We start from the raw sequence: 23103 nt of genomic DNA, 5'->3' as shown, positions 1-23103 counted from the left end.
GCCCCAACCTCGAAGACCGCGCCAAGATCGCCGACCTCCTCCAGCCGGAACGGATCGGCGTCCACCTCTCCGAGGAATTCCAGCTCCACCCCGAACAGTCCACCGACGCCATCGTCATCCACCACCCGGAGGCGAAGTACTTCAACGCGCGCTGAGCGCGGGCAGCAGGGGTAAAGGGAACGGGCACGCACCGCGCGACGGTGTGTGCCCGTTTCCTCTTCACCGGGCTTGACCTCAAGTTTGGTTGAGGGCAGAAGCTTTGGTCATGGACCTGAACCAGATGCACGAACAGCTCCGCGCCCTCACCGACCGCGCCGCCGTCGAACGCCTCGTCACCCGCTACCTCCGCTCGCTCGACGAAGGCCCGTTCGACACCGCGTGGGCCCGTACCTTCTTCACCGACGACGCGTGGAGCGAGACGCCCGTCGGCGTGTACGAGGGGATCGACGCCCAGCTGTCGTCGACCGGTGGGGCCATGGCGCTCTTCGAGCGGACGGTGCACTTCGGGACGGACCTCGACGTCGAGCTGGACGGCGACCGCGCCGTTCTGCGCTGGAACCAGCTGAGCACCCACGTCCTGAAGGAGGACGGCGGGTCGCAAGGGGAACGGCTCTTCGTGTCCGGCGGGCACTGCGAGGCCGAGGCCGTCAGGAGCACCGACGGCGGCTGGCGCTTCCGGCGGCTTGCCCTGCGCATCGCCTGGACGCAGGGCAAGCCGCCGGTACTGCCCGCCTGAGGGGCGCGGGGCCCACCGCCTCAGTGCACCTGCCGCACCGCCACCACGTTGTAGTCCGTCGTCGGCGTCGGCGGCTCCGTGAAGCGGGAGTTGGGCAGGTAGAGGCGGTTGCCGTACGCGGCGACCGTCGTCGGGACCCGGAAGCGCGGGTCGGTGATCCGGGTGATCGCCGTACCGCACAGGCCCGTGGCGTCCATGTGGAAGACGTCCACGGCGTTCTGGATCTGCTGGACGACGTAGAGCGTGCGGCCGAGCAGGAGGGCGCCGTCCCCGTCGGGGAGCTTCGCCCCGCCGAGGTCGACGCGGCGCGCGTCGCCGCTGCGGGGGTCGACGCGGTAGAGGCTTCCGCCGTCCGCGTAGACGTTGATGACCAGCAGCCCGCGGCCGTCGGGGGTGCGCTCCAGCCCGTTGGTGGTGAAGCCCTCGGCGGGGGCCTCCGTCCACTCGCCCTTCAGCTTCAGGGTCACCACGTCGCGCGGGGCCGGCAGCTCGCCGCGCGGGCCGAGCGGCAGGCCGTAGAGCTGGGACTGGGTCGAGTCGGTGAACCAGGCGGCGCCGGGCGTGAGCACCACGTCGTTGATCACGGTGGCGGGCCTGCCGACCTCGTAGGAGGCGAGGATCCGCCCGCTGCGGCCGTCGACGACGCGCAGTTGGCGCGAGGCCCCGCCCGCGATGAAGACCCGGCCGAGCCGGTCGGTCTTGAGGCCGATGGACATGGCGTCCGTCCCGGTGGGGACGATCTCGCCGCGGCCCGTCGCCAGGCTCGCGCGGTAGAGCGAGCCCCCGCCGAGCGAGCCGAACCAGGCGTACGGGCCCGGGCCGGTCGCGATGCCCTCGGGCCGGAAGCCGTCCGGGAGGGGGAAATCGGTGGGCCACAGGCCTCCGGCCTGCTCCGCGCGGGCCGCCGTGGCCAGGGGACCGGCGGCCGCCAGCGTCCCCAGCGCCGCACCGGCGCCCAGGAGTCTTCGGCGGGAGAGGGAAGCTGCCATGGCGGTCGTCCTTCCGACGGGACCCGGAGGCCGGCTGATCGGCCGACCGGCTCACGGAAGCACAGCCCGCGGAGCCCCACGCCGCACACACGGAGTTCTTCACAAATGAAGGGGGGCGCTCCCGGAAGAGAGCGCCCCCTGTGGGGTCATGCGGTGTCAGCGCGTCGGAGCGTCAGAGCGCGACGCCCAGCAGCGCGTCGACGGCCCGGGAGACGACGCCGGGCGCGCCCTCCTCGGTGCCGCCGTCGGCGGCCTGGGCGGCGGCCCAGCGGTCGACGGCCGCGAGGGCGCGCGGCGAGTCGAGGTCGTCCGCGAGGGCCTCGCGGATCTCCTCCACCAGCGCGTCGGCGGACGGGCCGTCGGGGCGCGAGACGGCGGCGCGCCAGCGGCCGAGGCGCTCCACGGCCTCGTGCAGGACGGCGTCGGTCCACTCCCAGTCGGCGCGGTAGTGATGCGCGAGGAGCGCGAGCCGGATCGCGGCCGGGTCGACGCCGTCGCGGCGGAGGGCCGAGACGAAGACGAGGTTGCCCTTGGATTTGGACATCTTCTCGCCGTGGAGCGCGACCATGCCGGCGTGGACGTAGGTCTTGGCGTAGGGGTGCTCGCCGGTGAGCACCTGGGCGTGCGAGGCGCCCATCTCGTGGTGCGGGAAGACGAGGTCGGAGCCGCCGCCCTGGACGTCGAAGCCCATGCCGAAGTGCTCCAGGGCGATGGCGACGCACTCGATGTGCCAGCCGGGGCGGCCGGGGCCGAGCGAGGCGCCGTCCCAGCTGGGCTCGCCCGGGCGGGCGGCCATCCACAGCATGGGGTCCAGGGGGTTCTTCTTGCCGGGGCGGTCCGGGTCGCCGCCGCGCTCGGCGGACAGCAGGCGCATGGCCTCCGCGTCCAGGCCGGAGATCTCGCCGAAGTGCGTGTCGGACTCGACGGAGAAGTAGACGTCGCCGTCGAGCTCGTAGGCGGCACCGGCGTCGCGCAGCCGCTCCACCAGGGGGACGATCTTCGGTATCGACTCGACGGCACCGATGTAGTGCTGCGGCGGGAGCATCCGCAGCGCGGTCATGTCCTCGCGGAAGAGGGCGGTCTCGCGCTCGGCGAGCTCGGTCCAGTCGTCACCGTTGGCGACGGCGCGCTCGAGGAGCGGGTCGTCGATGTCGGTGACGTTCTGGACGTAGTGAACCTGCCGCTTGGTGTCGAGCCACACGCGCTGAACGAGGTCGAACGCGTTGTAGGTCGCCGCGTGTCCCATGTGGGTGGCGTCGTACGGCGTGATGCCGCAGACGTAGATACGGGCGACGGGGCCGGGGGCGAGGGTGACTCGTCCGCCGGTCGCGGTGTCGTGGATCCGGAGGTCGCGGCCACTGCCGGGCAGGGCGGGAACCTCAGAAGCGGGCCAGGCATGCATGTCACGAGCGTAACCGGACGCATGTTCCGGATACGAACCGGATCCGGCTGTTGGCCGAACACACGCTCTTGCGGCAAGCGGGAAAGGTGTGCTTCAACCGGCTCTCACACCGGCGGCCACGGAATGGCCGGCCACTGCCCACTGGGCTCGCGGTGCCGCCCCGTGCGCAACAGCTCCGCCACCCGCCCCCGCAGCGCCTCGATCTCCCCGGGTGTGATCAGCTCGGCGAGCCGCCCCGCCAAAGGGCTCCCGTCGGCCAGATTGGCCGAAAGCCGCCGCAGCGCCTCCAGCGCCTCCTCCGTCAGCGGTTCACCCGCCCAGCCCCACAGCAGCGTGCGCAGCTTGTCGTCCGCGTTGAAGGTCACACCGTGGTCGATGGCGTACAGCCGGCCGTCCGCGGCGGGCAGCAGGTGGCCGCCCTTGCGGTCGCCGTTGTTGATCACCGCGTCGAGGACGGCCAGCCGCCGCAGCCGCTCGTCGTCGGCGTGCACGAGCAGCGCGGTGCGGTCCCCGCCCACGTCGGCCGGGCCCACGGCCTTCCAGCCCGGGCCCGGCTCCGCGCCCTCGACCAGGGCCAGGAGCCGCTCACCGCCCTCCTCCGCGTCCTCGGGGGCGTCGATCCACATCTGGCACATGCCCGGGCCGTAGGGGCCGTCACGCAGCACCGTGGGCGGGACGAGCCCCCACCCCATGGCCTCGGAGAGCTCGTACGCGGCGACCTCGCGCTGGGCGAGGGTGCCGTCGGGGAAGTCCCACAGGGGCCGCTCCCCCGCGACGGGCTTGTAGACGCAGGCGGCGCTCACGCCCGCGTACTCGACCGTGCAGTACAGCACCGCGTTGGACGCCTCGGCGATCCGGCCGTGCACGGTCAGCTCGCCCTTGGCCAGCAGTTCGTGCGGGGTCACGCTCCGCGGCGGTATCCGTTCTGGCGCGGGCATACGTGTCCCTCCGGGTCGAGCGGCAGGCTGCACAGCGGGCACGGCGGGCGGCCGGCGTTCACGACCTCCAGGGCGCGCTTGGCGAAGGCGCGGGCCATGGTGCCGGTGATCCGGACGCGCAGCATCGGCGGGCCGTTCGCCTCGTCCTGCAGGAGGCGCTCCTCGGCCTCGGCGAGGTCCTCGTCGGTGTCGGCGTCCAGCTCGACGAGGGCCTGCGCCTCGACGATCATGCGCTGGTGCTCGCCGTCCCAGGCCAGGGCCATGGTGCCGACGCGGAACTCCTCCTCGACGGGGGTCTCCAGCGGGGCCGTGTCGCTGAGCTCGGCGGGGGCCACGGCGGGCACCGGGGCGCTGCCGCCGGTGCGCCGGACGACCTCGTCGAGCAGTTCGTCGATGCGCTCGGCGAGCGCTTCCACCTGGGCCTTCTCAAGGGCGACGCTCGTGGTGCGGCCGGCCGCGGTGGCCTGGAGGAAGAAGGTGCGGCGGCCAGGCAGCCCGACCGTACCGGCGACGAAACGGTCCGGCGGGTCGTAGAGGAACACCTGACGGGACAACGTCCTGCTCCATTTGGTTCGGGGCGGTTCGGGCGGTCGGGTCTTCTCCGGTGCCGGGTCAAGGGTGGAGAGGCGGACTGTGCCGCGCCACCACCCTACTGCGCGGCACGATCACGGTGCCCCCGCCCCGCCCCCCACGACGCCGTCCGCCTCGGGGCTCCGCGCCTGAGCGGGAGCCTCCTCGGCCGGCACGAGGCCGCGCAGGTCGCCGGTGTCGCCGAGGCGCACCAGGAAGGGCCGCAGCCGGGTGTAGCGAATGGCCGTGACGGAGCAGGGGTCGACGGCGATGCGCTGGAAGAGGTCGAGGTGCAGGCCGAGGGCGTCGGCGACGAGCGCCTTGATGATGTCGCCGTGCGTGCACACGACGTAGGAGGCGTCGTGCCCGTGCCCGGCCTCCACCCGGTCGTTCCAGTCGCGGACGGCGTCGACGGCCCGGGCCTGCATGGCCCGGACGGACTCGCCGCCCGGGAAGGCGGCGGAGGACGGGTGGCGCTGAACGACCTCCCAGAGCGGTTCGGCCGTGAGCTCGGCGATGGTGCGGCCGGACCAGTCTCCGTAGTCGCACTCGCCGACGCGCTCGTCGGTGTGCAGCGGCAGACCGGGGCGGGCGGCGAGGAGGGGCGCCAGGGTCTCGCGGCAGCGCTGCAGGGGGCTCGTGACGGCCGCGGCGAGCGGTACCTGCGCGAGCCGGTCCGGGAGGGCGGCGGCCTGGGCGGTGCCGCGCTCGTCCAGGGCGATGCCGGGGGTCCGTCCCGCGAGCACTCCCCCGGTGTTGGCGGTGGACCGGCCGTGCCGGACCAGGATCAGCGTGGGCATGGCGCCCACCCTAATCCTGTGCCCGCGGCGGCCGTCCGGCCCCGCGAGGCGATTCCGCGCCGCTCCTGCCGGGTGTCGTGTGTGAAAGCGCGATCAGCGGCAAAATGCCGTGCGTGATCGTGGACTGCGCTATCTACCGGGACGGGTGCCGCACCGAGGGCCCCGCCGACTTCTCCGACGCCCTCGACGAGGCGCGTGCCGCGGGAGACTCCTTCCTGTGGGTCGGGCTGCACGAGCCGACGGAGAAGGAGTTCGACCTCATCACCAGCGAGTTCAACCTGCACCCGCTGGCGGTGGAGGACGCCCTCAAGGCCCACCAGCGGCCCAAGCTGGAGATCTACAACGGCTCGCTGTTCCTGGTGCTCAAGCCCGTCACGTACGACGACGACGCGGACACCGTGACGACGGGCGAGCTGATGCTGTTCCTCGGCGACTCCTTCGTCGTGACCGTGCGGCACGGCGAGGGCAGCCCGCTCGCCCAGGTGCGGCAACGGCTGGAGCAGGAGCGGGAGGTGCTGCGGCACGGGCCCACGTCGGTGCTGTACGCGGTGTGCGACGCGGTCGTGGACCACTACATCGAGGTGGCGGGCGAGCTCCAGGCGGACCTGGAGGAGCTGGAGGCGGAGGTGTTCGCCCCGCTGGGCGGGGACACCCGGAACACCGCCTCGCGGATCTACTCGTTCAAGCGCCAGGTGCTGGAGTTCCGGCGGGCCTCGGCGCCGCTGGCCGATCCGATGGCGCGGCTGGCGGGCGCGGGCGTGCCGTTCGTGCCCGAGCGCTCGCAGCCCTTCTTCCGCGACGTGAACGACCATCTGACGCGGGCGAACGAGTCGGTCGAGGGCCTGGACCGGCTGCTGTCGGACATACTGTCCGCCCACCTCGCGCAGATGGGCGTCCAGCAGAACGACGACATGCGCAAGATCTCGGCGTGGGCGGCGATGGCCGCGGTCCCGACGATGATCGCCGGGATCTACGGGATGAACTTCGATCACATGTGGGAGCTGCGGCAGCCGTGGGGCTATCCGGTGGTCGTGGTGCTGATGGCGGGGCTGGTCTTCTGGCTGCACCGGATGTTCAAGCGGCGCGGCTGGCTGTGAGGGCACGGGCGGAGGCCGGTGCCGGGGGAGGCCGATGCCGGGAGGCCGATGCCGGGAGGCCGATGCCGGGAGGCCGATGCCGGGAGGCCGATGCCGGGAGGCCGATGCCGGGAGGCCGATGCCGGGGGAGCGGCCCCGTCGCCGCCTCCGTCCCTCCGCGTCAGGCGAACTCCGGTGCCGTCTCCGCCGGTCCGCCGAGCGCGTCGCGGCGCTGGGGCATGCGCAGGGTGACCATGCGCCGGCAGCCGACGAGCTGCTCGTAGCGGTGCAGCGCCCGGATGCCGAGCGACAGCGCGAGGGCCTTCGGCCGGGGCCAGCCCAGCAGGTCGCCCATGCGCTTCATGACGGCCAGGCTCACGTCCCGGTAGACGCGGGTCTCGGCGCGGGCGCTCTCCCGCAGCACCGCCCGGACGGTCCGGCGGTGCCCGGCGCGCGCCAGGCGCAGCAGCTCCTCGTGGCAGTACGCGAGGTGGTTGGCCTCGTCAACGGCGATCATCCGGAGCGCCTTGCCGACCTCGGGGTGGTCGCCGAAGTGCGTGGTGAGCATGCGCATCTGGTCGGCGGCGCGCTGTTCGGTGACGCGGCTGTGCGCGAGGTAGGTGACGATGTCCTCCTCGGTAAGCGGCCGTTGGCCGCGGAGCAGGACGTGGGGCAGGCCGATGCCGCGGCGTTCGAGGAGCATCGTGTAGTCGGTCTCGGCCGGCACCGGGGCCGGGGCGAGGCCGCGTTTGCGCAGCAGGGCCTCGAAGATGCGGCCGTGCTTGTCCTCGTCGGCGCCGTGCCGGGCGATCTTCGGTGCGAGGGCCCGCTGTTCCTCGGGGACGAGGGCGGCGATCCGCCCGTTCTCCCAGCCGCCCTGTGCCTCGCCGCCGGCGGCGATGGAGCAGAAGAGCCGGTAGGCCTCGTCGTCGTCGAGGATCTCCTGGAACAGGCTTCTGGCCGAGAGCATGACGGACACACCTCCGTTCACGGCACATTTCGCGCATGCCCCGTGAAACCCGAGTCAAGTGCCGTGCCGGGGAAGCGGCAATCGGGGGCGGCGTCCGCTCGGCCGAATGCGCGACGCCGAAGGCGGTGCGGGGCGCGTAACCCTGCGCCCGTACGGGCGTTGTCCTCTGTGCCGGCCGTGGCGGGGAAAACACCCCGAGCCCCCACCACGGCCGCCGTGTTCCGCTCGTCCGTCATGCCAGGCCGTCACGCCAGGCCGGCGCGCTCCAGGGCCTCGACGCCCGCCCGCAGGCTCGCGATCCGCTCGTCCAGGGTGAAGCCCGCCGGGGCGAGCGACAGGGTGGTCACGCCCGCGGCGGCGTAGGCCTGCATGCGGTCGGCGATGCGCTCCACGGAGCCGATGAGGGTGGTGGAGTCGATCAGGTCGCGCGGGACGGCCGCGGCGGCGCCCGCCTTGTCGCCCGAGAGGTACTTCTCCTGGATCTCGGCGGCGGCCTTCTCGTAGCCCATGCGCTGCGCCAGCTTGTTGTAGAAGTTCTGCTTGGCGCTGCCCATGCCACCGACGTAGAGCGCGGTGTACGGGCGGAAGAGGTCGGCCAGCCCGTCGACGTCGTCGCCCACGGCCATGGGGACGGTCGGGACGACGTCGAAGCCCTCCAGCTCCTTGCCGGCCTTCGCGCGGCCGGCGCGCAGCGCACCGAGCGTGGTCTCCTCGGCGTGCTCGGGGGCGAAGAAGACGAGGAGGGCGCCGTCGGCGATCTCGCCGGTCTGCTCCAGGTTCTTCGGGCCGATGGCGGCGATGTACAGCGGGATGCGCTCGCGGACGGGGTGGACGGTGAGCTTGATGGGCTTGCCCGGGCCGCCGGGGAGCGGCAGGGTCCAGTTCTCGCCCTCGTGGGTGAGGCGCTCTCGGGACATGGCCTTGCGGATGATCTCGACGTACTCGCGGGTGCGGGCGAGCGGCTTGTCGAACCGCACGCCGTACCAGCCCTCGGAGACCTGCGGGCCGGAGACGCCGAGGCCCAGCCGGAAGCGGCCGCCGGAGAGCGAGTCGAGGGTCGCGGCGGTCATCGCCGTCATGGTGGGCGTGCGGGCGGGGATCTGGAAGATGCCCGAGCCGATGTCGATGCGCTCGGTCTGCGCGGCGACCCAGGACAGGACGGTGGCCGCGTCGGAGCCGTAGGCCTCGGCGGCCCAGCAGACCGAGTAGCCGAGCCGGTCGGCCTCGCGGGCGACGGCGAGGTTGTCGGCGTCCATGCCGGCGCCCCAGTAACCGAGGTTGATCCCCAGCCTCATTCCACTCATGGCGGGCTCCCCTTACCGATCAGTAACGTCGTTGTTGCGGGGACTGTAGCGCGCGGACGCGGGGTACGTCACCGGCCGGCCGCCGTCCCCCACCGGAGTGGGTCCGCGGCGCGCGGTCCACGGGGTGCCGCGGGGCGTTGTCCACAGGCGGCCACGGCGCGGGCCGCGGCCAGTAACCTCAGCGCTCATGGAGCTAAGGCATCTCGGCCGCACGGGCCTGCGGGTATCCCGGATCGGGCTCGGCACGCTCACCTGGGGCCGGGACACCGACGAGAGCGGCGCGGCGGAGCAGCTGAAGACCTTCTGGGAGGCCGGCGGCACCCTGGTCGACACCGCGGACGTGTACGCGGACGGCGCCGCCGAGTACCTGCTCGGCCGGCTGATGGAGGACCTCGTGCCGCGCCGCGACCTGGTCATCGCGACCAAGTCCGGCAGCGTCCCCGACCCCGACCGGCGCTTCGACGGCTCGCGCGGCCATCTGCTCTCCGCGCTCGACGCCTCCCTGGAGCGGCTCGGCACGGACCACGTGGACCTGTGGCAGATCCACGCCTTCGATCCCCACACGCCCGTCGAGGAGACCCTGCAGGCCGTCGACATCGCCGTCACCAGCGGCCGCGCCCGCTACGCCGGCGTGTCCAACTTCTGCGGCTGGCAGCTCGCCAAGGCCGCCACGTGGCAGCTCGCCGCCCCCGGCGTGCGGACGCGCCTGGCCGGCACGCAGATGGAGTACTCCCTGCTGCAGCGCGGCATCGAGCGGGAGGTGCTGCCCGCCGCGCTCGACCTCGGGATCGGCGTGCTGCCGTCCTCCCCGCTGGGCCGCGGCGTGCTCACCGGCAAGTACCGCCACGCGACGCCCGCCGACTCCCGGGGCGCCTCCGAGCACCTGGCGCCCTTCGTCGCCCCCTACCTCGACGAGACCGCCGGCCGCGTGGTCGACGCCGTCGCCACGGCCGCGGACGGCCTCGCCACGACGGCCCTGAAGGTCGCCCTCGCCTGGGTCCGCGACCGCCCCGGCGTCACCGCCCCGATCGTCGGCGCGCGCACCGCGCAGCAGCTCAGGGCCGCGCTGTCAGTGGAGAGCCTTACGCTTCCCGACGAGATCTGCCGTGCGCTGGACGATGTGTCGGCGCCCGTGCACCGCTATCCCGATCAGGACTGGAGCACCCTGTGAGCACCGATCGCCGCGCCGGCGACCCCGCGCCGAGCGGCACCCGGACCCCTGACGGAGACCCCGCTTCTCCGTCGCGCGGCAGCGCCGAGCACTCCGACGCGCAGCAGGCCGCGCAGCCGACGCCGGGCTCCCCCGCGGACGGCGGCGACGCACAGGCCGGGCACGCCGGCGCCGCTTCCGCAGCAGAGCCGGACGCCGCGCCCGGCGGCCCGCACACTCCTGACGGCGAAGCCGCCACCAGCCCGCCCGGCGGCGCCGGGCAGCCCGGCGAACCACAGGCCGCGCCGAGCGCGCCGGCCCCGCCCGTGGCCGAAGGCGCCGGGGCCGCCCCCGGTGCGGAGCCCGCCGCCGCTCCGGGCTCGCCCAGGAGCTCCGTCGCCGAAGCGCTCGCCGCGGCCGTGCGGGCCGTGGAGAGCGGAGAGCGCTCCGCGGCGTCGTTCTTCACGGAGCCTCCGCGCCCCGCCCGCAAGGCCGCGCCCGCGCGCCCGCCCCGTCCGGCGGGCCCCGCGCCCGCCCCCGCCGCGGCCCCCCGTATCGGCGCGGAGGGCCTCGCCGGCGTGCGCGAGGTCCTCGCCGCCGGCGGCGCCCCCGAGTCGCTTGCCGTCCCGGTCGCCGAGGCCCTGGGCGAGCAGGCCGCCGAGGCCCTGCGCGAGGATCCCTGGCAGCTGCTGGCCGTCCCCGCCGTGCGGCCCGAGCAGGCCGACGGGTTCGCCCGCGCCCTGCTGGGCCCGGAGGCGGGCCCCGGTGACGAGCGCCGGGCCCGGGCCCTGACCGGCCGGGTGCTGGAGCGCGCCGCGCTCGAGGGGCACACCGTCCTGGAGGCCCCGGCCCTGCGCGCGGCCCTCGCCCGCCACGCCGTGCCGGATCCGGACGAGGCCCTGCAGTCCGCCATCGCCGAGGGCACGGTCCTGGTGTTCCAGGAGGCCGTGGAGCCCGCGCCCGGCGCCCCCGCCCCCCAGGGCGAGGACGAGGAGGTCCCGGTCCGGCTGCTCCTGGGCCTGGACCGCTGCGCCATGGCCGAGGAGAGCCTCGCCGACGGCCTGGCCCGGCTGATCAGCACCTTCGCGGCCGGCCCCGAGGAGTGGGAGCCCGCGGCCGCCGCCCCCTCCCCCTCCGCCGCCGAGCTGATCCGGGCCGCCGCGTCCGCCGGCCTCGTCACCCACAGCGGCGGCGAGGCGGCCCGCGCCGAACCGGCCGCCCTCGTGGCCGCGGCCCGCTCCCTGGGCCTGCGCGCGTACGCCGCCGCGCACACCGAGGACGGCCGCCGGCGCCTGGCCGCAACGGGCGATCCGGAGGCGGTCACGGTGGCCGGTCTGCTGTCCGGCGCGGAGGGCCCCGGCCGGGACGAGGACGGCGCCCTCGCCCTCGATCTGCTGGCCGTCCTGGACGCCCCCCAGCTCGACGTCGAGACCGCCGCGATGCTCGTGGAGTCGCTCGCCGACGGCACCCGCCTGGTGCTGAGCGGCGACCCGGCCGTGCTGTGGTCCGCGGGCCCGGGCCGGGTGTTCGCGGACGTGCTGGCGGCCCGCGTCTGCCCCGCGGTCGTCTCGCGCACGCCGGACGAGGGCCCGGTCGGCGAGCTGGTGTCGGGCATCGGCGTCGGCGAGCTCTCGCAGCCGGCGGCCCCCGGCAAGGAGGTCGTGATCGTCCCGGTCCGCGACCCCGGCGAGGCGGTGCACCGCACGGTGCAGCTGGTGGCGGATTCCATCCCGCGTGCCATCGGCGTGCCCGCCGAGCACACCCAGGTGATCACCCCCGGCCACGGCGGCCCCGCCGGCACCCGCGCGCTCAACGCGGCGCTGAAGGAGCGGCTGAACCCCGGCCCCGGCCGGTTCGGCGGCTTCGACCCGGGCGACCGGGTGGCGTACGTCCCGGCGCCGGGCCGGATGCTTCCCGGCACGGTGACCGGAGCGGAGCAGGAGGGGCTCCGGCTGGACTGCGGGGGCTCCCCCGTCCTCGTCCCGCGGGAGCGCGTGGCCGAGACCGTGCGCCACGGCTGGGCCGTCACCGCCCACCAGGCGGCCGGCACGCGCTGGCCGGCGGCGGTGGTCGTCCTCCCGGGCGACGCGGCCGCCACGCTGACGCGCTCGTGGATCTATACGGCGTTCGGCCGCGCCGAGCGGCACCTGTCCGTCGTGCACGGCGTGGACCAGGCGCTGCCCCGCGCCGTCGCGGAAGTCCCGGCCAAGGAGCGGACGACCCGGCTGCGGGCGCTGCTGCAGGCCCAGGACCGCCCGTCCGAGTAGGGCCGTCCTGTTCCGGGCCCGGGCATCCGCCGGGCCCGGAGCGGGTCAGCGCTTCGTCGGCGAGGGCGGCGCGCCGCCACCGGCCCCGCTCCCCGGGGCGCCGTTCAGGGCGTCCTCGTCCATGACGTCGTCGTCGAGCCCGTCATCGTCGATGCCGTCGTCACCGTCGTCGTCACTGTCGTCGTCATCGCCGTCGTCGTCATCGCCGTCCAGGTCCTCGTCGAAGACCGCGCTGACGTCGAAGCGGCAGATCACCCGCTGCGGATCGGCCTGTTCGAAGGGCGCCGACAGCCACTCCCCCGGCTCGGCGGGCTCGTCCGACGCGGTGACCCAGAGCGTGGAGTCGCCTTCCTCCAGGCCGAATTCCTTGTGCCGCGAGGCGATCTCGTCCGGCTCGTACTCACCGAAGATCACACCGAGCGCGGCGTGCACGCTGCCGCCCACGTTGCCCACGGCGGCCGCCCCGGCGGGACCGGCCGGTGCGTCGACGTCGGGGTCGAGGTCGGCCACGCGCTGGGCCTGGGCGAGGAGCCGCTGCGGCTCGACCACCGCGTAGTCCCTGCGGATCAGCAGGCTGAGTGCGCTCGGCTCCTCCGGCCCCGCGTAGGCGGGCAGGGTGTCGTCCCCGGGGATCTCGAAGGGGGTGACCTCGTCGTAGGCGTCGTAGAGCAGCTCGTCGTACGCCTCGGCTGTCGCGGCCAGCTCGTTGAACGCGGCGTAGACGGCCGGGTCGTCCTCCCCCGACCGGCGTTCGACGGCGTCGAGGTGGCGGTCCAGAGCGGCTTTGACCGCCTCGGCGGCGGCGCGTACCTCGGCAGCGGATGGCTGCGCAGCATCAGACATAGTGCAGACGCTATCCGCACAGGGCCCGTTCCCGCACAATAGATGCGATGCCGGAATACGAATTCTGTGATGTGTATGTGCCGCGGGGGGTCTCCCGGGGTGCCGCCACACGCCTGCTGACCGACCACGCCGAGTACGGACACTGGGAGTTGGACCGACTTCGCCTCTACCCCGACGGCAGCCGCAAGGTGCGGCTGCGCCGCAGGATCATCCGCCAGGTGCGCGCCACCTGGTGACACGCAGACGGAGCAGGTCCCGCGAGGCGGGACCCGCTCCGTGCTGTGCGAACCGCTTCCGGGTGATCCGGGTCAGTTCTGCCCGGCACGCGCGCGGCGGTAGATGACCGCGCCGCCGAGCAGCAGACCGGCGCTGGCGGCGCCGGCCATGCCCAGCTGGCCCGCGCCGGTGTGCGCGAGCTCGACGGCCTTGGCCGCCGGACCGTTGGCCGCGGCGGGGGCCGCCTTGTGCTCGGCCTTCACCTCGGGGGCGGGGGTGTGCGCGGCGTCCGTCCGCGCGGGCTTGTGCCCGGCGGAAACGTGAGTGGCCGGCTTGTCCTTGCCCGGGGTGTGACCGCCCGGCTTCTGGTGGTCCGACGAGTGGTCCGTCGGCGGCTTGTGGCCGTGGTCCCCACCGGGCGGGTTGTGGTGCGGCGGCTTGTGGGTGCCGTCGTGCCCGCCGGGGTGACCGGGCTTGCCCGGGTGACCGGGCTTGCCCGGGTGGCCCGGCCATCCGTGACCGTCGCCCTCGTCCACGTTGGCGCACTTGTTGCCCGTGGTGTGGTTGCCCACGCCGACGACGTTGACGCTGTTGCCGCAGGCGTTGACCGGCACCTCGACCGGCACCTGGATGGTGTTGCCCGAGGCCACACCGGGCGAGTCCGTGGCGGCGCCGTGGGCGCCGCCACCGCCGTGCCCGTGGTTGCCGCCGCCGTTGCCCTTGCCACCGTGGTGACCGCCACCGTGGTGTCCACCACCGTGGTGACCGCCGTTGACGCACGTGTTGCCCGAGGCCGGGTTGAGCGCCCCGATGACGTTCACGGTGTTGCCGCAGGCGTTGACCGGCACGTGGACCGGAACCTGGACGGTGTTGCCCGAGGCCACACCGGGCGAGTTCGCCGCGTGGCCACCGGCCCCGGACGACGCCTGGGCGTAGCTGCCGGTCACGGCCGCGAGTACGCCACTCGCCGCCGCTGCAGTGATCAGGCCCTTCTTCGTGACCTGTCGCATGAGTCCTGCCTCTCTGCTTGCGCTATACGGATACACGCCAGCAATAGGGACAAAGTGCCCACATGCTTACGTGTCGAAAGCCCGGGCGGCTCCGGAGTGCACGCAAGTCACTCCGGAGCCGCCCATGTCAGACCCTTACGGGTTGAGGCACGACGTCAGCTGTTGACGCAGGTGTTACCAAACGTGGGGTTGAGCAGCCCGACGACGTTGATCGAGTTGCCGCAGACGTTCACCGGCACGTTGACCGGAGCCTGGATGACGTTGCCGGAGACCACACCGGGCGAGTTCACGGCGGCCCCCTGGGCGCCGGAGTCCGCAGCGGCCAGGCCAGCACCCGCGAGCACGAGACCACCGGTAACGGCCGCGGAAGCGACGACCTTCTTGATCATGGATTCCTCCTTGTTGGCAATGCGGTCCCAGCCGCGGACCGCACACCTGTAACGACGAGGAGGTAATCGGGCTACGCAACCCTCAGATCATTCACTCGTTACGGTTAACTCGGCACAAATTTACGGAGTTTAGACCCGAACTCAGCACTGATCGAGGAACCGGTCGAGAACGCGTGCGCCGAACTTCAGACCCTCCAGGGGCACTCGTTCGTCAACGCCGTGGAACATCCCCGCGAAGTCCAGCTCCGGCGGCAGCTGCAGCGGCGCGAAACCGAAGCACCGGATGCCCAGGTCGTCGAAGGACTTCGCGTCCGTGCCGCCCGAGAGCATGTACGGCACGGCGCGGGCGATCGGGTCCTCCGCCTTCAGGGCCGACTGCATGGCGTCGACGAGCTTGCCGTCGAAGCTCGTCTCCAGCGCCTTGTCCGCGTGCACGTCCTCGCGCCGGACCCGCGGGCCGAGGATGCGGTCGAGGTCGGCGAGGAACTCCTCCTCGTACCCCGGCAGGAACCTTCCGTCCACGTGCGCCGTGGCCTGCCCCGGGATGACGTTGACCTTGTACCCCGCGCCCAGCATGGTGGGGGCGGCGGTGTTGCGGAGCGTGGTGCCGATCATCTTGGCGATGCCGCCGAGCTTGGCGAGCGTCGTCTCCATGTCCTCGGGGTCGAGCGGCGTGCCGAGGGCGTCGGAGAGCTCGTCGAGGAAGGACCGCACGGTCTTGGTCATCCGGACCGGGAACTCGTGCCGCCCCAGCCGGCCGACCGCCTCGCACAGCTCCGTGATCGCGTTGTCCTTGTTGGTCATCGAGCCGTGGCCGGCGGTGCCGTCGACCGTGAGCCGCATCCAGTGCATGCCCTTCTGGGCCGTCTCGATCAGATAGAGGCGCAGGTTCTCGTTGACCGTGAAGGAGAAGCCGCCGACCTCGCCGATCGCCTCGGTCACGCCCTCGAAGAGCCCGGGGTGCTTGTCCACCAGGTGGCGCGCGCCGTAGACGCCGCCGGCCTCCTCGTCCGCGAGGAAGGCGAGCACCACGTCGCGCGGGGGCTTGCGGCCCGTGCGCATGCGGTCGCGGACGACCGCGAGGGTCATCGCGTCCATGTCCTTCATGTCCACCGCGCCGCGGCCCCACAGGCACCCGTCCGCGATCTCGCCCGCGAAGGGGTGGTGGGTCCAGTCGGCGGCGTTGGCCGGGACGACGTCGGTGTGGCCGTGGATCAGCAGCGCCGGCCGGGAGGGGTCCTCGCCCTCGATCCGCGCCACGGTCGAGGCGCGTCCCTTGTGGGACTCGAAGATCTGCGGTTCGAGCCCGACCTCGGCGAGTTTCTCCGCCACGTACTCGGCGGCGGCGCGCTCGCCCGGCCCGGAGTGGTCGCCGTAGTTGCTGGTGTCGATCCGGATCAGATCGCGGCAGAGGTCGACGACCTCGTCCTCGCCGCCCCTGCCGCCCTTGCCCGCCCCGGCCCCGGCCGGCTTCGACTCGCTCACGCTGCCTCCTCCTGGTTCGCTGCCGCCGGCCGCCCCGCTGAGGGCGGCCCACGGCGTGGGTCCTCCGCCATCCTCTCTCTCCGGCCGCCGCAGCCCAAGGCCGCAATACTGCCGACATCCGCCCGCCACACCCGCCACACCCGCCGGGAGCCGCTCCACCGGCCGCGTGATCGAGCACCCCCAGATCTTTGGTATTGTTTTCCTCGTCGGAAGGGCAACGGCCCGGAAGACGAAAAACACCTAGTCCGGGTGGCGGAATGGCAGACGCGCTAGCTTGAGGTGCTAGTGCCCTTTATCGGGCGTGGGGGTTCAAGTCCCCCCTCGGACACAGGCTGAGGCCCCAGTTCATCTGGGGCCTCATTGCTTTTCCCGGCGGCTTCCGGGTCGCTCCCCCGCTGCTTCCCGGGCCGTTTCCCGGTCGCTTTCCCGGCTGCTTTTCCCGGCCGGGCCGGGCCCGGGCCGGTGCTCGTGGCCGGATGTCCCGCATGGCCCGTTCTCTCCCTCCCGCGCTTGCGGTCCGCCCTGTCACCGTTTGGGGTCGCACATCTCCACCACGCGGCGCGAGAGGAGCGAGTGACAGTGACTGCTGAAGCGAGCCAGGACCGCGGCCCCGTCCAGGCGCCCAAGGAACTCCACGTCTGCATGGGCCTGAATTCGTGCCAGGGGCTCGATGTCAGCGGCGAGGCCACGATGGCGGGCACCGGCAGCTGCGCGACCGTGCAGCACGTGTGTCACGGCGAGGGCGAGTGCCGGGGGCAGGGCGGCTGCGGCTACGCCGGTGGCGACTACGCGCAGTTCCACCCCGGCGAGCAGGAGTGCCGGTACAACGGCAGCTGCGCCAGCCCGATCAACAAGGGCCGCGTGTTCTCCGCGGGCCCGCTCAAGGGCAGGAGCGTCTGGAAGCAGGCACGCAGGCTCTTCGAGGCCCGGATGTACGCGGCCGGCAAGGCGTTCGGCCCGTCTCCCGGCGAGGGGATCGACGACGACTGCCTGCCGCGGTACGACGACTACGGCCCCCACGACGTGCCCGGCCCGGAGGCGGGGGCGTGACCGAGGCGCGGCGGGCGGTGACGGCCCCCGCCCCGCCCGGCGCCCGACCGGGGCCGCCCGGGCGCCCCGGCTTCGGTCTCGGGCTGCGCAGCCCGCACCTCCCCTACGTCCGCGCGCACCGGCCGCCGGTCGGGTTCTTCGAGGTCATCTCGGAGAACTTCATGTACGCCCAGGGCGCCCGGCGCCGTGCGCTGGACGAGATCGCGGACGCCTACCCCGTCGTGCTGCACGGCGTGTCCCTGTCCATCGGCAGCACGGACCCGCTCGACCACGACTACCTGGGCCGGCTCAAGCGCCTCGCCGACGACGTGGGCGCGCCGTGGGTGTCCGACCACGTCTGCTGGACCGGCGTCCTGGGCCTCAACACCCACGACCTGCTGCCGCTGCCCTTCACCGAGGAGTCGCTGGCCCACGTCGTCCGGCGCGTCCGCACCGTGCAGGACGTCCTGGAGCGCCCGCTCGTGCTGGAGAACCCGAGCAGCTACGTGGGCTTCCGCGCCTCGACCCTCACCGAGTGGGAGTTCCTGGCGCGCATGGCTGACGAGGCGGACTGCGGACTGCTGCTCGACGTCAACAACGTCCACGTCTCGGCGTTCAACCACGACTTCGACCCGGTGGAGTACCTGCGCGCCCTGCCGCACGAGCGCGTGGTCCAGATGCACCTGGCCGGGCACACCCACTACGGCAGTCACATCGTCGACACCCACGACGCCCCCGTGGCCGAGCCGGTGTGGGAGCTGTACCGGCTGGCCGTGGAGCTGACGGGCGGCGGCGTTCCGACGCTCCTGGAGCGGGACGACAAGCTGCCGGCCTTCCCCGAGCTGCTGGCCGAGCTCGACACGGCGCGGGCGGTGGCCGGTGGCGGATGACCCGGAGGACGGCCTGGCGGAAGCGCAGCGGCGGATGCAGGCCGCGATCCTGGACCCGTACGGAACGGGCCCGTGCGCCCCCGAGGAGATCTTCACCGGCTCCTCCAGGCAGACCGCGGGCGAACGGCTGCGCGTCTACCGGAACGGCTACCGGCTGCGGCTGCTGGGCACCATGCGCGGCCTGCACCCGGGGGCCGTCCAGCTGCTCGGCCAGGAGATCTTCGACCAGTTCGCTCTGGACTACCTGGACGCCCGGCCGCCGCGCTCCCCCACCCTCGCCCGTCTCGACGCGGGCTTCGCCGGCCACCTGCGGCGCACCCGCCCGGACACCGCTCCCGGCGCGTCCCGCGAGGCGTGGATCGACCTGCTCATCGACGTGGTGCGCTACGAGCGGGCGTTCACCGAGGTCCTGGACGGGCCGGGGCCGGAGGAGACCGGCACCCCCGCCCGAGCCGCCCCCGCCCGAGCCGCCCTCACCGCGCCCTGCCCCGCCCCCGGACTGACGCTGCTGCGCACCTGCGCCCCCGTACACCTCTATGTGGCCGCGGTGCGCAGGGGCGAGGACCCCGGCCCGCCGGAGCCGCGGGCGACCTTCCTGGCACTGGCCCGCCGCGACTACACGGTGGTGACCCACGAACTCGCCCCGGACGCCCACCGGGTTCTCGCCGCGCTGGTGCGCGGGGTCCCCCGGCGGGAGGCCCTGGACGGGACTCCGCCCGCTACGGCGCGCGCGTGGCTGGCGGACTGGACGGCCCGGCGCCTGCTCGTGACCTGCCCGAACCCCCTTCCCCGAACGGAGCAGCCATGGTCAGCACGCCGCCGCTCGCGGTCACGAAGCCCAGGAGCGGGAAGATCGAGACGCTGGAGGAACTGAGTGCGCACCTGTGCGCGGCCGCGTACGTGGAACTCTCCACCGTGCCGATGTACCTGTACGCGGCGTACTCGATGAGGACGCGCGGCTATTCGCAGTGGGCCCTGGGGAAGCCGGCCCAGAGCGACCTGATCGGCGTGGTCATCGAGGAGATGCAGCACATGGCCCTCGCCCGGAACGTGCTGGTCGCGATCGGCCGCGGTGACGACCTCCGGGTCTACGCGCGGGAGTCCGTGCCCACGTATCCGGCGCCGATGGCTCACCGGATGCCTCCGCTGACGCTGAGTCTGCGGCGCCTGTCCAGCACGCAGGTCCAAACATTCATGGAGGTCGAACTCCCGGAGTCGGAGCAGAAGCAGGTGGAGGCGGTCGACATCGTCGACTACCACTCCCTCGGGGAGTTCTACAAGTACATCGAGGACGGCATCACCTACCTGAGCACCCCGGCTGCGGGAAACGAGCAGATCAAGTGGGCGGATCTCGCCGCGGACAAGCTGTGGCAGCTCCAGTACCACCGCGGGTACTGGAACCAGAACGGGGGCGCGCAGCAACCGCTTCTGGTCACCGACGAGAAGACCGCGATCGCCGCGCTGAGGGTCATCGTCGAGCAGGGCGAGGGCGCACCGCACGACAGGGGTCACATCGACCCGATCTACCCTCCCCCGAAGATCGGGGAGCACCGGAGGACGGAGGACTCCCACTACACCAAGTTCCTGCGCATCCGGCAGGGAGTGGACGGCGTCGGCGTCGTCAAGGACGACAACGGCCAGGAGAAATACACGATCGACAGCCCGGAGGTCGTCCGGCCGGTCATCGACAACCCGACGATCGAGCAGGTCAACGACGTCCCGGTGCGGAAGCTGATGGTGCTGTCCAACGCGGCCTACTGCTACGTGCTGGCGCTGCTCGACAAGATCTACCGGACCCGCACGACCGTGGACGGGACCCAGCCGTTCCGGAAGGACGAGCGGTACGGCTACGAGCGGGGCTTCATCGCCGCCATGCAGGGCGTGCTGTACCCGATCGCCGACCTCCTGATGCGCACGCCGTTCCAGGACGGCGACCTCAAGGTCGGGCCCGTGGGCATCGTGAACGCCGGCCCGCCCTTCCAGCACCACGAGTTCACGGTCCGGACCGAGTCGAAGAAGACCGGCCAGAAGAGGGGAAGGGCCTCCGTCCGGCAGTTCTGGAAGCCGCGGGAGGACCTGGCCGCCCTCTGCCGTGAGGTGACCGCGTTCTATCCGGAACTCGGCGGCGACGACGGCGTCGAGCGGCAGATCCGCCTGCTGCCCGACTTCGAGCTGGACCTGCCGCCCGCCAAGGGCTGAGCCGGCCGCGTGTCAGACGCCGCGCAGGGGTATCCCCCGCAGCCGGACGGACAGGCACGTCACGCATCCCTCCAGCTTCTCGAACTCGCCGATGTCCACCGGGACCGGTGTGTACCCGAGGTCCGCGAGCAGGTCCGCGGTCCTCGGGGCGCCGGCCGAGAGCAGGAGGCGGTCGTCCCCCAGGAGGACGACGTGGGCTCCCGGTTCCTCGGGGACGGGGAGGAAGCGCGGGAAGAGGGACCGCGTGTCGACCAGGGGCTCGTAGCCGATGACCGTGCCGTCGGGGAGGGCGGTGACCGCCGACTTCAGGTGCAGGACCTTGCCGACGGGGACGGGCACCACGCGCGCCCCCAGCGGTTCCAGGACGGCCCGCAGCTGGCGCACCCCCTCCGCGTTGGTGCGGCCGCCCCGGCCGACGTAGACGGTGTCACCGGCCTTGAGGACGTCGCCGCCGTCGAGGGTGCCGGGTTCGCGGATGCGGTTGAGGGAGAGGCCGAGTTCCGCGGCGGCCCGTTCCGCGGCCGCCGTCTCGGCGCGGCGGGAGGGGGCCCCGGAGCGGGCCATGACGGCGACGTTGCGGAAGACGACCATGGCGTCCTCGACGAAGACGGCGTCCGGGCAGTCGTCGGCGGGCGGGACCTCGACGGTCCGCCAGCCGTGGTCGCGCAGGGCCGCCGTGTAGTCGTGCCACTGCCGCAGGGCGAGGGCGGGGTCCACGGGCGTGCGCGCGAGGTGGGTCACCAGGCCTTCGGCGAGGCGGGGGCCGGGACGGCGTACGAGGGCGGTTCTGCTGGGCACGGGGGCTTCCTCTCCACGGCGGCCGGGCCACAGGGGCCCGTGCGTATCATCTGGCTGATGATCACCAACCATTCCCGCCGCCCGAAGCCGGCAACCGCCTCCGCCCCCTGCCGCGTCACCGTCTGCCGCGGCTGCTGCTGCGGCGATCCGCGGAAGGTGCCGGGGGTCGACCACGCCGGGCAGATCCCGCGCCTGCGGAAGGCGTTGGGCGATGCCGCCCAGGTGCGGGCCTCCGAGTGCCTGGACGTGTGCGACCAGGCGAACGTGGTGGTCGTGCAGCCGTCGGCCGCGGGGCGGGCGGCCGGGGGGCGGCCCGTGTGGCTCGGGCTCGTCAACGACGACGACGTGCTCGCGGACGTGGCGGCCTGGATACGGGCGGGCGGGCCGGGGCTGGCGGAGCCGCCCGGGGTGCTGGACCTGTACGCGTTCACGGTGTCGCGGCGTGTGGGGAAGGGCGTGGAGGAGTAGGGCCGGGGGCCGCTCCTCCATCCACCCTGCCGCCGTTCGTCAGTCCCCGCGCGGTCCGGCCGCCGAGGCCGCCTTCTCCAGCTGGAACGCCTCGTTGCCGAGGCCGATGCTGCCGTGCACCCCGGGGCGCAGGTACTTGAGGACGACGCCGTAGCCGATGCCGGCGAGGACGGCCGCGCCGATGGTGCCGGGCAGGATCCAGCGCAGGGGCGATCCGGGGTCGGCGCCGAGCAGGACGTCGAAGTCCTTGACCGCGTACACGGCGATGACGACGAGGGCGGCCCCGGCGACGCCGGAGGCGATCAGGCGCGGCGCCTGCGTGCGCGCGGCGCCGCGCCGGACGAAGAAGGCGATGACGGCGGCGGACGCGGCGGCCATCAGCACGATGATGCCGAGCGCGCCGACGTTGCCGCTCCAGGTGAACAGGCGCAGGACGGGTGCGGTCGGGTCGCCGTGCGGGCGGCCGTCGGTCACGGCGAAGAGGAGGACGGCGATCAGCGAGACGGCGCTCTGCAGCAGGGAGCCGTAGGCCGGGGCGCCGCTCGCGCGGGAGGTGCGGCCGACGGCGGCGGGCAGCAGGCCCTCGCGGCCCATGGCGAAGGCGTAGCGGGCGACGACGTTGTGGAAGCTGAGCATCGCGGCGAACATGCCGGTCACGTAGAAGACGTGCATGACGTCGGTGAAGGTGCTGCCGAGCCGCTCCTCGGTGAGGGCGAAGAGCAGGTTCGGTCCCTTCTCCTGGGCGAGGCCGACGATGCTGTCCGGTCCGGCGGCGACGCTGAGGGCCCAGGAGCTCAGGGCGAAGAAGAGCGCGACGAAGCCGACGGCGAGGAAGGTGACGCGGGCGACGACGACGTTCGGGCGGCTGGTCTCCTCGGCGTAGACGGCGGCCTGTTCGAAGCCGACGAAGGCCGCGATGGTGAAGCACAGGGCGGTGCCGAGGCCGCCCCCGCCGAGGGTGGCGGGGTCGAAGGCGTGGAAGGAGACGCCCTGCGGGCCCGGGTCGGCGAGGCCGGCGAAGTCGAAGGCGACGACCATCACGCACTCGATGAGCAGCAGGACCCCGAGCACCTTGGCGCTGAGGTCTATCTTCAGCCAGCCGAGGACGCCGACGACGAGGACGGCGGCGAGTGCGGGGACCCACCAGGCGACGCCCAGGCCGAGGTGCTTGTCGAGCAGGCCGGAGAGCTCGTAGCCGAAGATGCCGTAGATCCCGAACTGCATGGGGCTGTAGGCGACGAGGGCGACGACGGAGGCGGCGGCGCCGGCCGTGCCGCCGAGGCCGCGGGCGATGTAGGCGTAGAAGGCGCCGGCGTTGTGGACGTGGCGGCTCATTTCGGCGTAGCCGAAGCTGAAGAGGGTCAGCACCACGCCGAGGATGACGAAGAGCAGGGGCTGGCCGACGATGGCCATCGTCCCGTAGGTGGTGGGCATGACGCCCGCCGTCACCATCAGGGGCGCGCTGGCGGCGACGACCGACAGGAGCAGACCGGCGAGGCCTATGCGGTCGGCGCGCAGGCGTCTGTCCTGCCCCTTGAACGTGCTGATCTCGCTCGTCGTGCCCGTCGTCATGG

General features: G+C 73.2%; 24 protein-coding genes and 1 tRNA gene. 12 read left to right on the top strand and 13 right to left on the bottom strand.

Annotated elements, in window-relative coordinates; all coding sequences use genetic code 11:
- The coding region (locus ACFPP6_RS28490) for a vitamin B12 dependent-methionine synthase activation domain-containing protein (protein WP_382048225.1) at window positions 1–155 on the top strand (155 nt) is incomplete at its 5' end.
- Window positions 156–265: 110 nt separating this feature from the next.
- Window positions 266–736, top strand: a complete 471-nt coding sequence (locus tag ACFPP6_RS28485) for a nuclear transport factor 2 family protein (RefSeq protein WP_382048196.1) — start codon at window positions 266–268, stop codon at window positions 734–736.
- A 20-nt stretch (window positions 737–756) separates the two neighbouring features.
- Here ACFPP6_RS28485 and ACFPP6_RS28480 read toward each other — a convergent pair whose 3' ends face one another.
- From ACFPP6_RS28480 to ACFPP6_RS28460, 5 genes are all read right to left on the bottom strand, one after another.
- Window positions 757–1725: an NHL repeat-containing protein gene (locus ACFPP6_RS28480; RefSeq protein WP_382048193.1), complete on the bottom strand. Its 969-nt coding sequence runs from the start codon at window positions 1723–1725 to the stop codon at window positions 757–759.
- A 172-nt stretch (window positions 1726–1897) separates the two neighbouring features.
- The gene (gene mshC, locus ACFPP6_RS28475) at window positions 1898–3127 is read right to left on the bottom strand and encodes a cysteine--1-D-myo-inosityl 2-amino-2-deoxy-alpha-D-glucopyranoside ligase (protein WP_382048190.1); all 1230 of its coding nucleotides are present in this window, start codon (window positions 3125–3127) and stop codon (window positions 1898–1900) included.
- Between the two features lie 104 nt (window positions 3128–3231).
- Entirely contained in the window at window positions 3232–4065 is an 834-nt protein-coding gene (locus ACFPP6_RS28470) for an SCO1664 family protein (protein ID WP_382048187.1), read from the bottom strand.
- Window positions 4029–4619, bottom strand: coding sequence for a DUF3090 domain-containing protein (locus tag ACFPP6_RS28465; protein WP_168093159.1), 591 nt, complete (start codon window positions 4617–4619; stop codon window positions 4029–4031). The genes ACFPP6_RS28470 and ACFPP6_RS28465 overlap by 37 nt, the downstream gene beginning before the upstream one ends.
- A 111-nt stretch (window positions 4620–4730) precedes the next feature.
- A complete protein-coding gene (locus ACFPP6_RS28460; RefSeq protein ID WP_382048184.1) occupies window positions 4731–5435 on the bottom strand; it encodes a histidine phosphatase family protein in 705 nt (234 codons plus the stop codon).
- A gap of 104 nt (window positions 5436–5539) precedes the next feature.
- Between ACFPP6_RS28460 and ACFPP6_RS28455 the strand changes: the two genes are divergently transcribed.
- The gene (locus tag ACFPP6_RS28455) at window positions 5540–6532 is read left to right on the top strand and encodes a magnesium and cobalt transport protein CorA (protein ID WP_382048181.1); all 993 of its coding nucleotides are present in this window, start codon (window positions 5540–5542) and stop codon (window positions 6530–6532) included.
- Between the two features lie 160 nt (window positions 6533–6692).
- Here the strand turns inward: ACFPP6_RS28455 and ACFPP6_RS28450 are convergent, their stop codons facing one another.
- Together ACFPP6_RS28450 and ACFPP6_RS28445 are read right to left on the bottom strand one after the other, a co-directional pair.
- Window positions 6693–7481 (bottom strand): ferritin-like domain-containing protein, encoded by a 789-nt coding sequence (locus ACFPP6_RS28450; protein WP_382048178.1) that lies wholly within the window; start codon window positions 7479–7481, stop codon window positions 6693–6695.
- Window positions 7482–7726: 245 nt separating this feature from the next.
- Window positions 7727–8776, bottom strand: coding sequence for an LLM class F420-dependent oxidoreductase (locus ACFPP6_RS28445; RefSeq protein ID WP_058045140.1), 1050 nt, complete (start codon window positions 8774–8776; stop codon window positions 7727–7729).
- 196 nt (window positions 8777–8972) lie between these two features.
- On the opposite strand from ACFPP6_RS28445, the gene ACFPP6_RS28440 reads away from it, so the two are divergent.
- Both ACFPP6_RS28440 and ACFPP6_RS28435 read left to right on the top strand, forming a co-directional pair.
- Window positions 8973–9956, top strand: a complete 984-nt coding sequence (locus tag ACFPP6_RS28440; RefSeq protein WP_382048175.1) for an aldo/keto reductase — start codon at window positions 8973–8975, stop codon at window positions 9954–9956.
- Window positions 9953–12202 carry a helix-hairpin-helix domain-containing protein gene (locus ACFPP6_RS28435; RefSeq protein ID WP_382048172.1) on the top strand — a complete coding sequence of 750 codons (2250 nt, stop codon included), beginning with the start codon at window positions 9953–9955 and terminating at the stop codon, window positions 12200–12202. Before ACFPP6_RS28440 ends, ACFPP6_RS28435 begins: the two co-directional genes overlap by 4 nt.
- 45 nt (window positions 12203–12247) lie before the next feature.
- Here the strand turns inward: ACFPP6_RS28435 and ACFPP6_RS28430 are convergent, their stop codons facing one another.
- Window positions 12248–13045 (bottom strand): hypothetical protein, encoded by a 798-nt coding sequence (locus ACFPP6_RS28430; RefSeq protein ID WP_382048169.1) that lies wholly within the window; start codon window positions 13043–13045, stop codon window positions 12248–12250.
- A 47-nt stretch (window positions 13046–13092) separates the two neighbouring features.
- On the opposite strand from ACFPP6_RS28430, the gene ACFPP6_RS28425 reads away from it, so the two are divergent.
- On the top strand, window positions 13093–13281 hold the full coding sequence (locus tag ACFPP6_RS28425; RefSeq protein WP_058045136.1) for a DUF5703 family protein: 189 nt from the start codon (window positions 13093–13095) through the stop codon (window positions 13279–13281).
- Window positions 13282–13353: 72 nt separating this feature from the next.
- Here the strand turns inward: ACFPP6_RS28425 and ACFPP6_RS28420 are convergent, their stop codons facing one another.
- The 3 genes from ACFPP6_RS28420 to ACFPP6_RS28410 all read right to left on the bottom strand — a co-directional run bounded on the left by ACFPP6_RS28420 (window position 13354) and on the right by ACFPP6_RS28410 (window position 16145).
- Window positions 13354–14271, bottom strand: coding sequence for a chaplin (locus tag ACFPP6_RS28420; RefSeq protein WP_382048167.1), 918 nt, complete (start codon window positions 14269–14271; stop codon window positions 13354–13356).
- A 155-nt stretch (window positions 14272–14426) separates the two neighbouring features.
- Window positions 14427–14660, bottom strand: coding sequence for a chaplin (locus ACFPP6_RS28415; protein ID WP_382048164.1), 234 nt, complete (start codon window positions 14658–14660; stop codon window positions 14427–14429).
- Window positions 14661–14801: 141 nt separating this feature from the next.
- A complete protein-coding gene (locus ACFPP6_RS28410; protein WP_336006869.1) occupies window positions 14802–16145 on the bottom strand; it encodes a M20/M25/M40 family metallo-hydrolase in 1344 nt (447 codons plus the stop codon).
- A gap of 243 nt (window positions 16146–16388) precedes the next feature.
- Here ACFPP6_RS28410 and ACFPP6_RS28405 point away from each other — a divergent pair.
- The 5 genes from ACFPP6_RS28405 to ACFPP6_RS28385 all read left to right on the top strand — a co-directional run bounded on the left by ACFPP6_RS28405 (window position 16389) and on the right by ACFPP6_RS28385 (window position 20263).
- Window positions 16389–16473: transfer RNA gene (locus ACFPP6_RS28405), tRNA-Leu, on the top strand.
- A gap of 251 nt (window positions 16474–16724) precedes the next feature.
- Complete coding sequence (locus ACFPP6_RS28400) at window positions 16725–17195, top strand: hypothetical protein (protein WP_382048161.1); 471 nt, start codon at window positions 16725–16727, stop codon at window positions 17193–17195.
- Window positions 17192–18064, top strand: a complete 873-nt coding sequence (bufB, locus tag ACFPP6_RS28395; protein ID WP_382048159.1) for an MNIO family bufferin maturase — start codon at window positions 17192–17194, stop codon at window positions 18062–18064. Before ACFPP6_RS28400 ends, bufB begins: the two co-directional genes overlap by 4 nt.
- On the top strand, window positions 18054–18938 hold the full coding sequence (locus tag ACFPP6_RS28390; RefSeq protein WP_382048157.1) for an HvfC/BufC family peptide modification chaperone: 885 nt from the start codon (window positions 18054–18056) through the stop codon (window positions 18936–18938). Before bufB ends, ACFPP6_RS28390 begins: the two co-directional genes overlap by 11 nt.
- Window positions 18869–20263, top strand: coding sequence for a ferritin-like domain-containing protein (locus ACFPP6_RS28385; RefSeq protein WP_382048154.1), 1395 nt, complete (start codon window positions 18869–18871; stop codon window positions 20261–20263). Before ACFPP6_RS28390 ends, ACFPP6_RS28385 begins: the two co-directional genes overlap by 70 nt.
- A gap of 12 nt (window positions 20264–20275) precedes the next feature.
- Here ACFPP6_RS28385 and ddaH read toward each other — a convergent pair whose 3' ends face one another.
- Window positions 20276–21061, bottom strand: coding sequence for a dimethylargininase (gene ddaH, locus ACFPP6_RS28380; protein ID WP_382048151.1), 786 nt, complete (start codon window positions 21059–21061; stop codon window positions 20276–20278).
- Between the two features lie 57 nt (window positions 21062–21118).
- Here ddaH and ACFPP6_RS28375 point away from each other — a divergent pair, with 57 nt between their 5' ends.
- Window positions 21119–21529 carry a (2Fe-2S) ferredoxin domain-containing protein gene (locus tag ACFPP6_RS28375; protein ID WP_382048148.1) on the top strand — a complete coding sequence of 137 codons (411 nt, stop codon included), beginning with the start codon at window positions 21119–21121 and terminating at the stop codon, window positions 21527–21529.
- A 39-nt stretch (window positions 21530–21568) separates the two neighbouring features.
- Here ACFPP6_RS28375 and ACFPP6_RS28370 read toward each other — a convergent pair whose 3' ends face one another.
- Window positions 21569–23101 (bottom strand): APC family permease, encoded by a 1533-nt coding sequence (locus ACFPP6_RS28370; protein ID WP_382048145.1) that lies wholly within the window; start codon window positions 23099–23101, stop codon window positions 21569–21571.
- Between the last annotated feature and the right edge of the window lie 2 nt (window positions 23102–23103).

Origin of the sequence: Streptomyces aureoversilis, from assembly GCF_042657885.1 — a bacterium.
Lineage (GTDB): Bacteria > Actinomycetota > Actinomycetes > Streptomycetales > Streptomycetaceae > Streptomyces > Streptomyces aureoversilis.
The sequence above is the reverse complement of the archived record's forward strand: the minus strand, read 5'-3'. Positions and strand labels throughout refer to the sequence as shown.

Coding starts and splice junctions, on each gene's coding strand:
- ACFPP6_RS28485 (WP_382048196.1), top strand. CDS start 266: ATGGACCTGAACCAGATGCACGAACAGCTCCGCGCCCTCACCGACCGC.
- ACFPP6_RS28480 (WP_382048193.1), bottom strand. CDS start 1,725: ATGGCAGCTTCCCTCTCCCGCCGAAGACTCCTGGGCGCCGGTGCGGCG.
- mshC (WP_382048190.1), bottom strand. CDS start 3,127: ATGCATGCCTGGCCCGCTTCTGAGGTTCCCGCCCTGCCCGGCAGTGGC.
- ACFPP6_RS28470 (WP_382048187.1), bottom strand. CDS start 4,065: ATGCCCGCGCCAGAACGGATACCGCCGCGGAGCGTGACCCCGCACGAA.
- ACFPP6_RS28460 (WP_382048184.1), bottom strand. CDS start 5,435: ATGCCCACGCTGATCCTGGTCCGGCACGGCCGGTCCACCGCCAACACC.
- ACFPP6_RS28455 (WP_382048181.1), top strand. CDS start 5,540: ATGCCGTGCGTGATCGTGGACTGCGCTATCTACCGGGACGGGTGCCGC.
- ACFPP6_RS28450 (WP_382048178.1), bottom strand. CDS start 7,481: ATGCTCTCGGCCAGAAGCCTGTTCCAGGAGATCCTCGACGACGACGAG.
- ACFPP6_RS28445 (WP_058045140.1), bottom strand. CDS start 8,776: ATGAGGCTGGGGATCAACCTCGGTTACTGGGGCGCCGGCATGGACGCC.
- ACFPP6_RS28440 (WP_382048175.1), top strand. CDS start 8,973: ATGGAGCTAAGGCATCTCGGCCGCACGGGCCTGCGGGTATCCCGGATC.
- ACFPP6_RS28430 (WP_382048169.1), bottom strand. CDS start 13,045: ATGTCTGATGCTGCGCAGCCATCCGCTGCCGAGGTACGCGCCGCCGCC.
- ACFPP6_RS28425 (WP_058045136.1), top strand. CDS start 13,093: ATGCCGGAATACGAATTCTGTGATGTGTATGTGCCGCGGGGGGTCTCC.
- ACFPP6_RS28420 (WP_382048167.1), bottom strand. CDS start 14,271: ATGCGACAGGTCACGAAGAAGGGCCTGATCACTGCAGCGGCGGCGAGT.
- ACFPP6_RS28415 (WP_382048164.1), bottom strand. CDS start 14,660: ATGATCAAGAAGGTCGTCGCTTCCGCGGCCGTTACCGGTGGTCTCGTG.
- ACFPP6_RS28385 (WP_382048154.1), top strand. CDS start 18,869: ATGGTCAGCACGCCGCCGCTCGCGGTCACGAAGCCCAGGAGCGGGAAG.
- ACFPP6_RS28375 (WP_382048148.1), top strand. CDS start 21,119: ATGATCACCAACCATTCCCGCCGCCCGAAGCCGGCAACCGCCTCCGCC.
- ACFPP6_RS28370 (WP_382048145.1), bottom strand. CDS start 23,101: ATGACGACGGGCACGACGAGCGAGATCAGCACGTTCAAGGGGCAGGAC.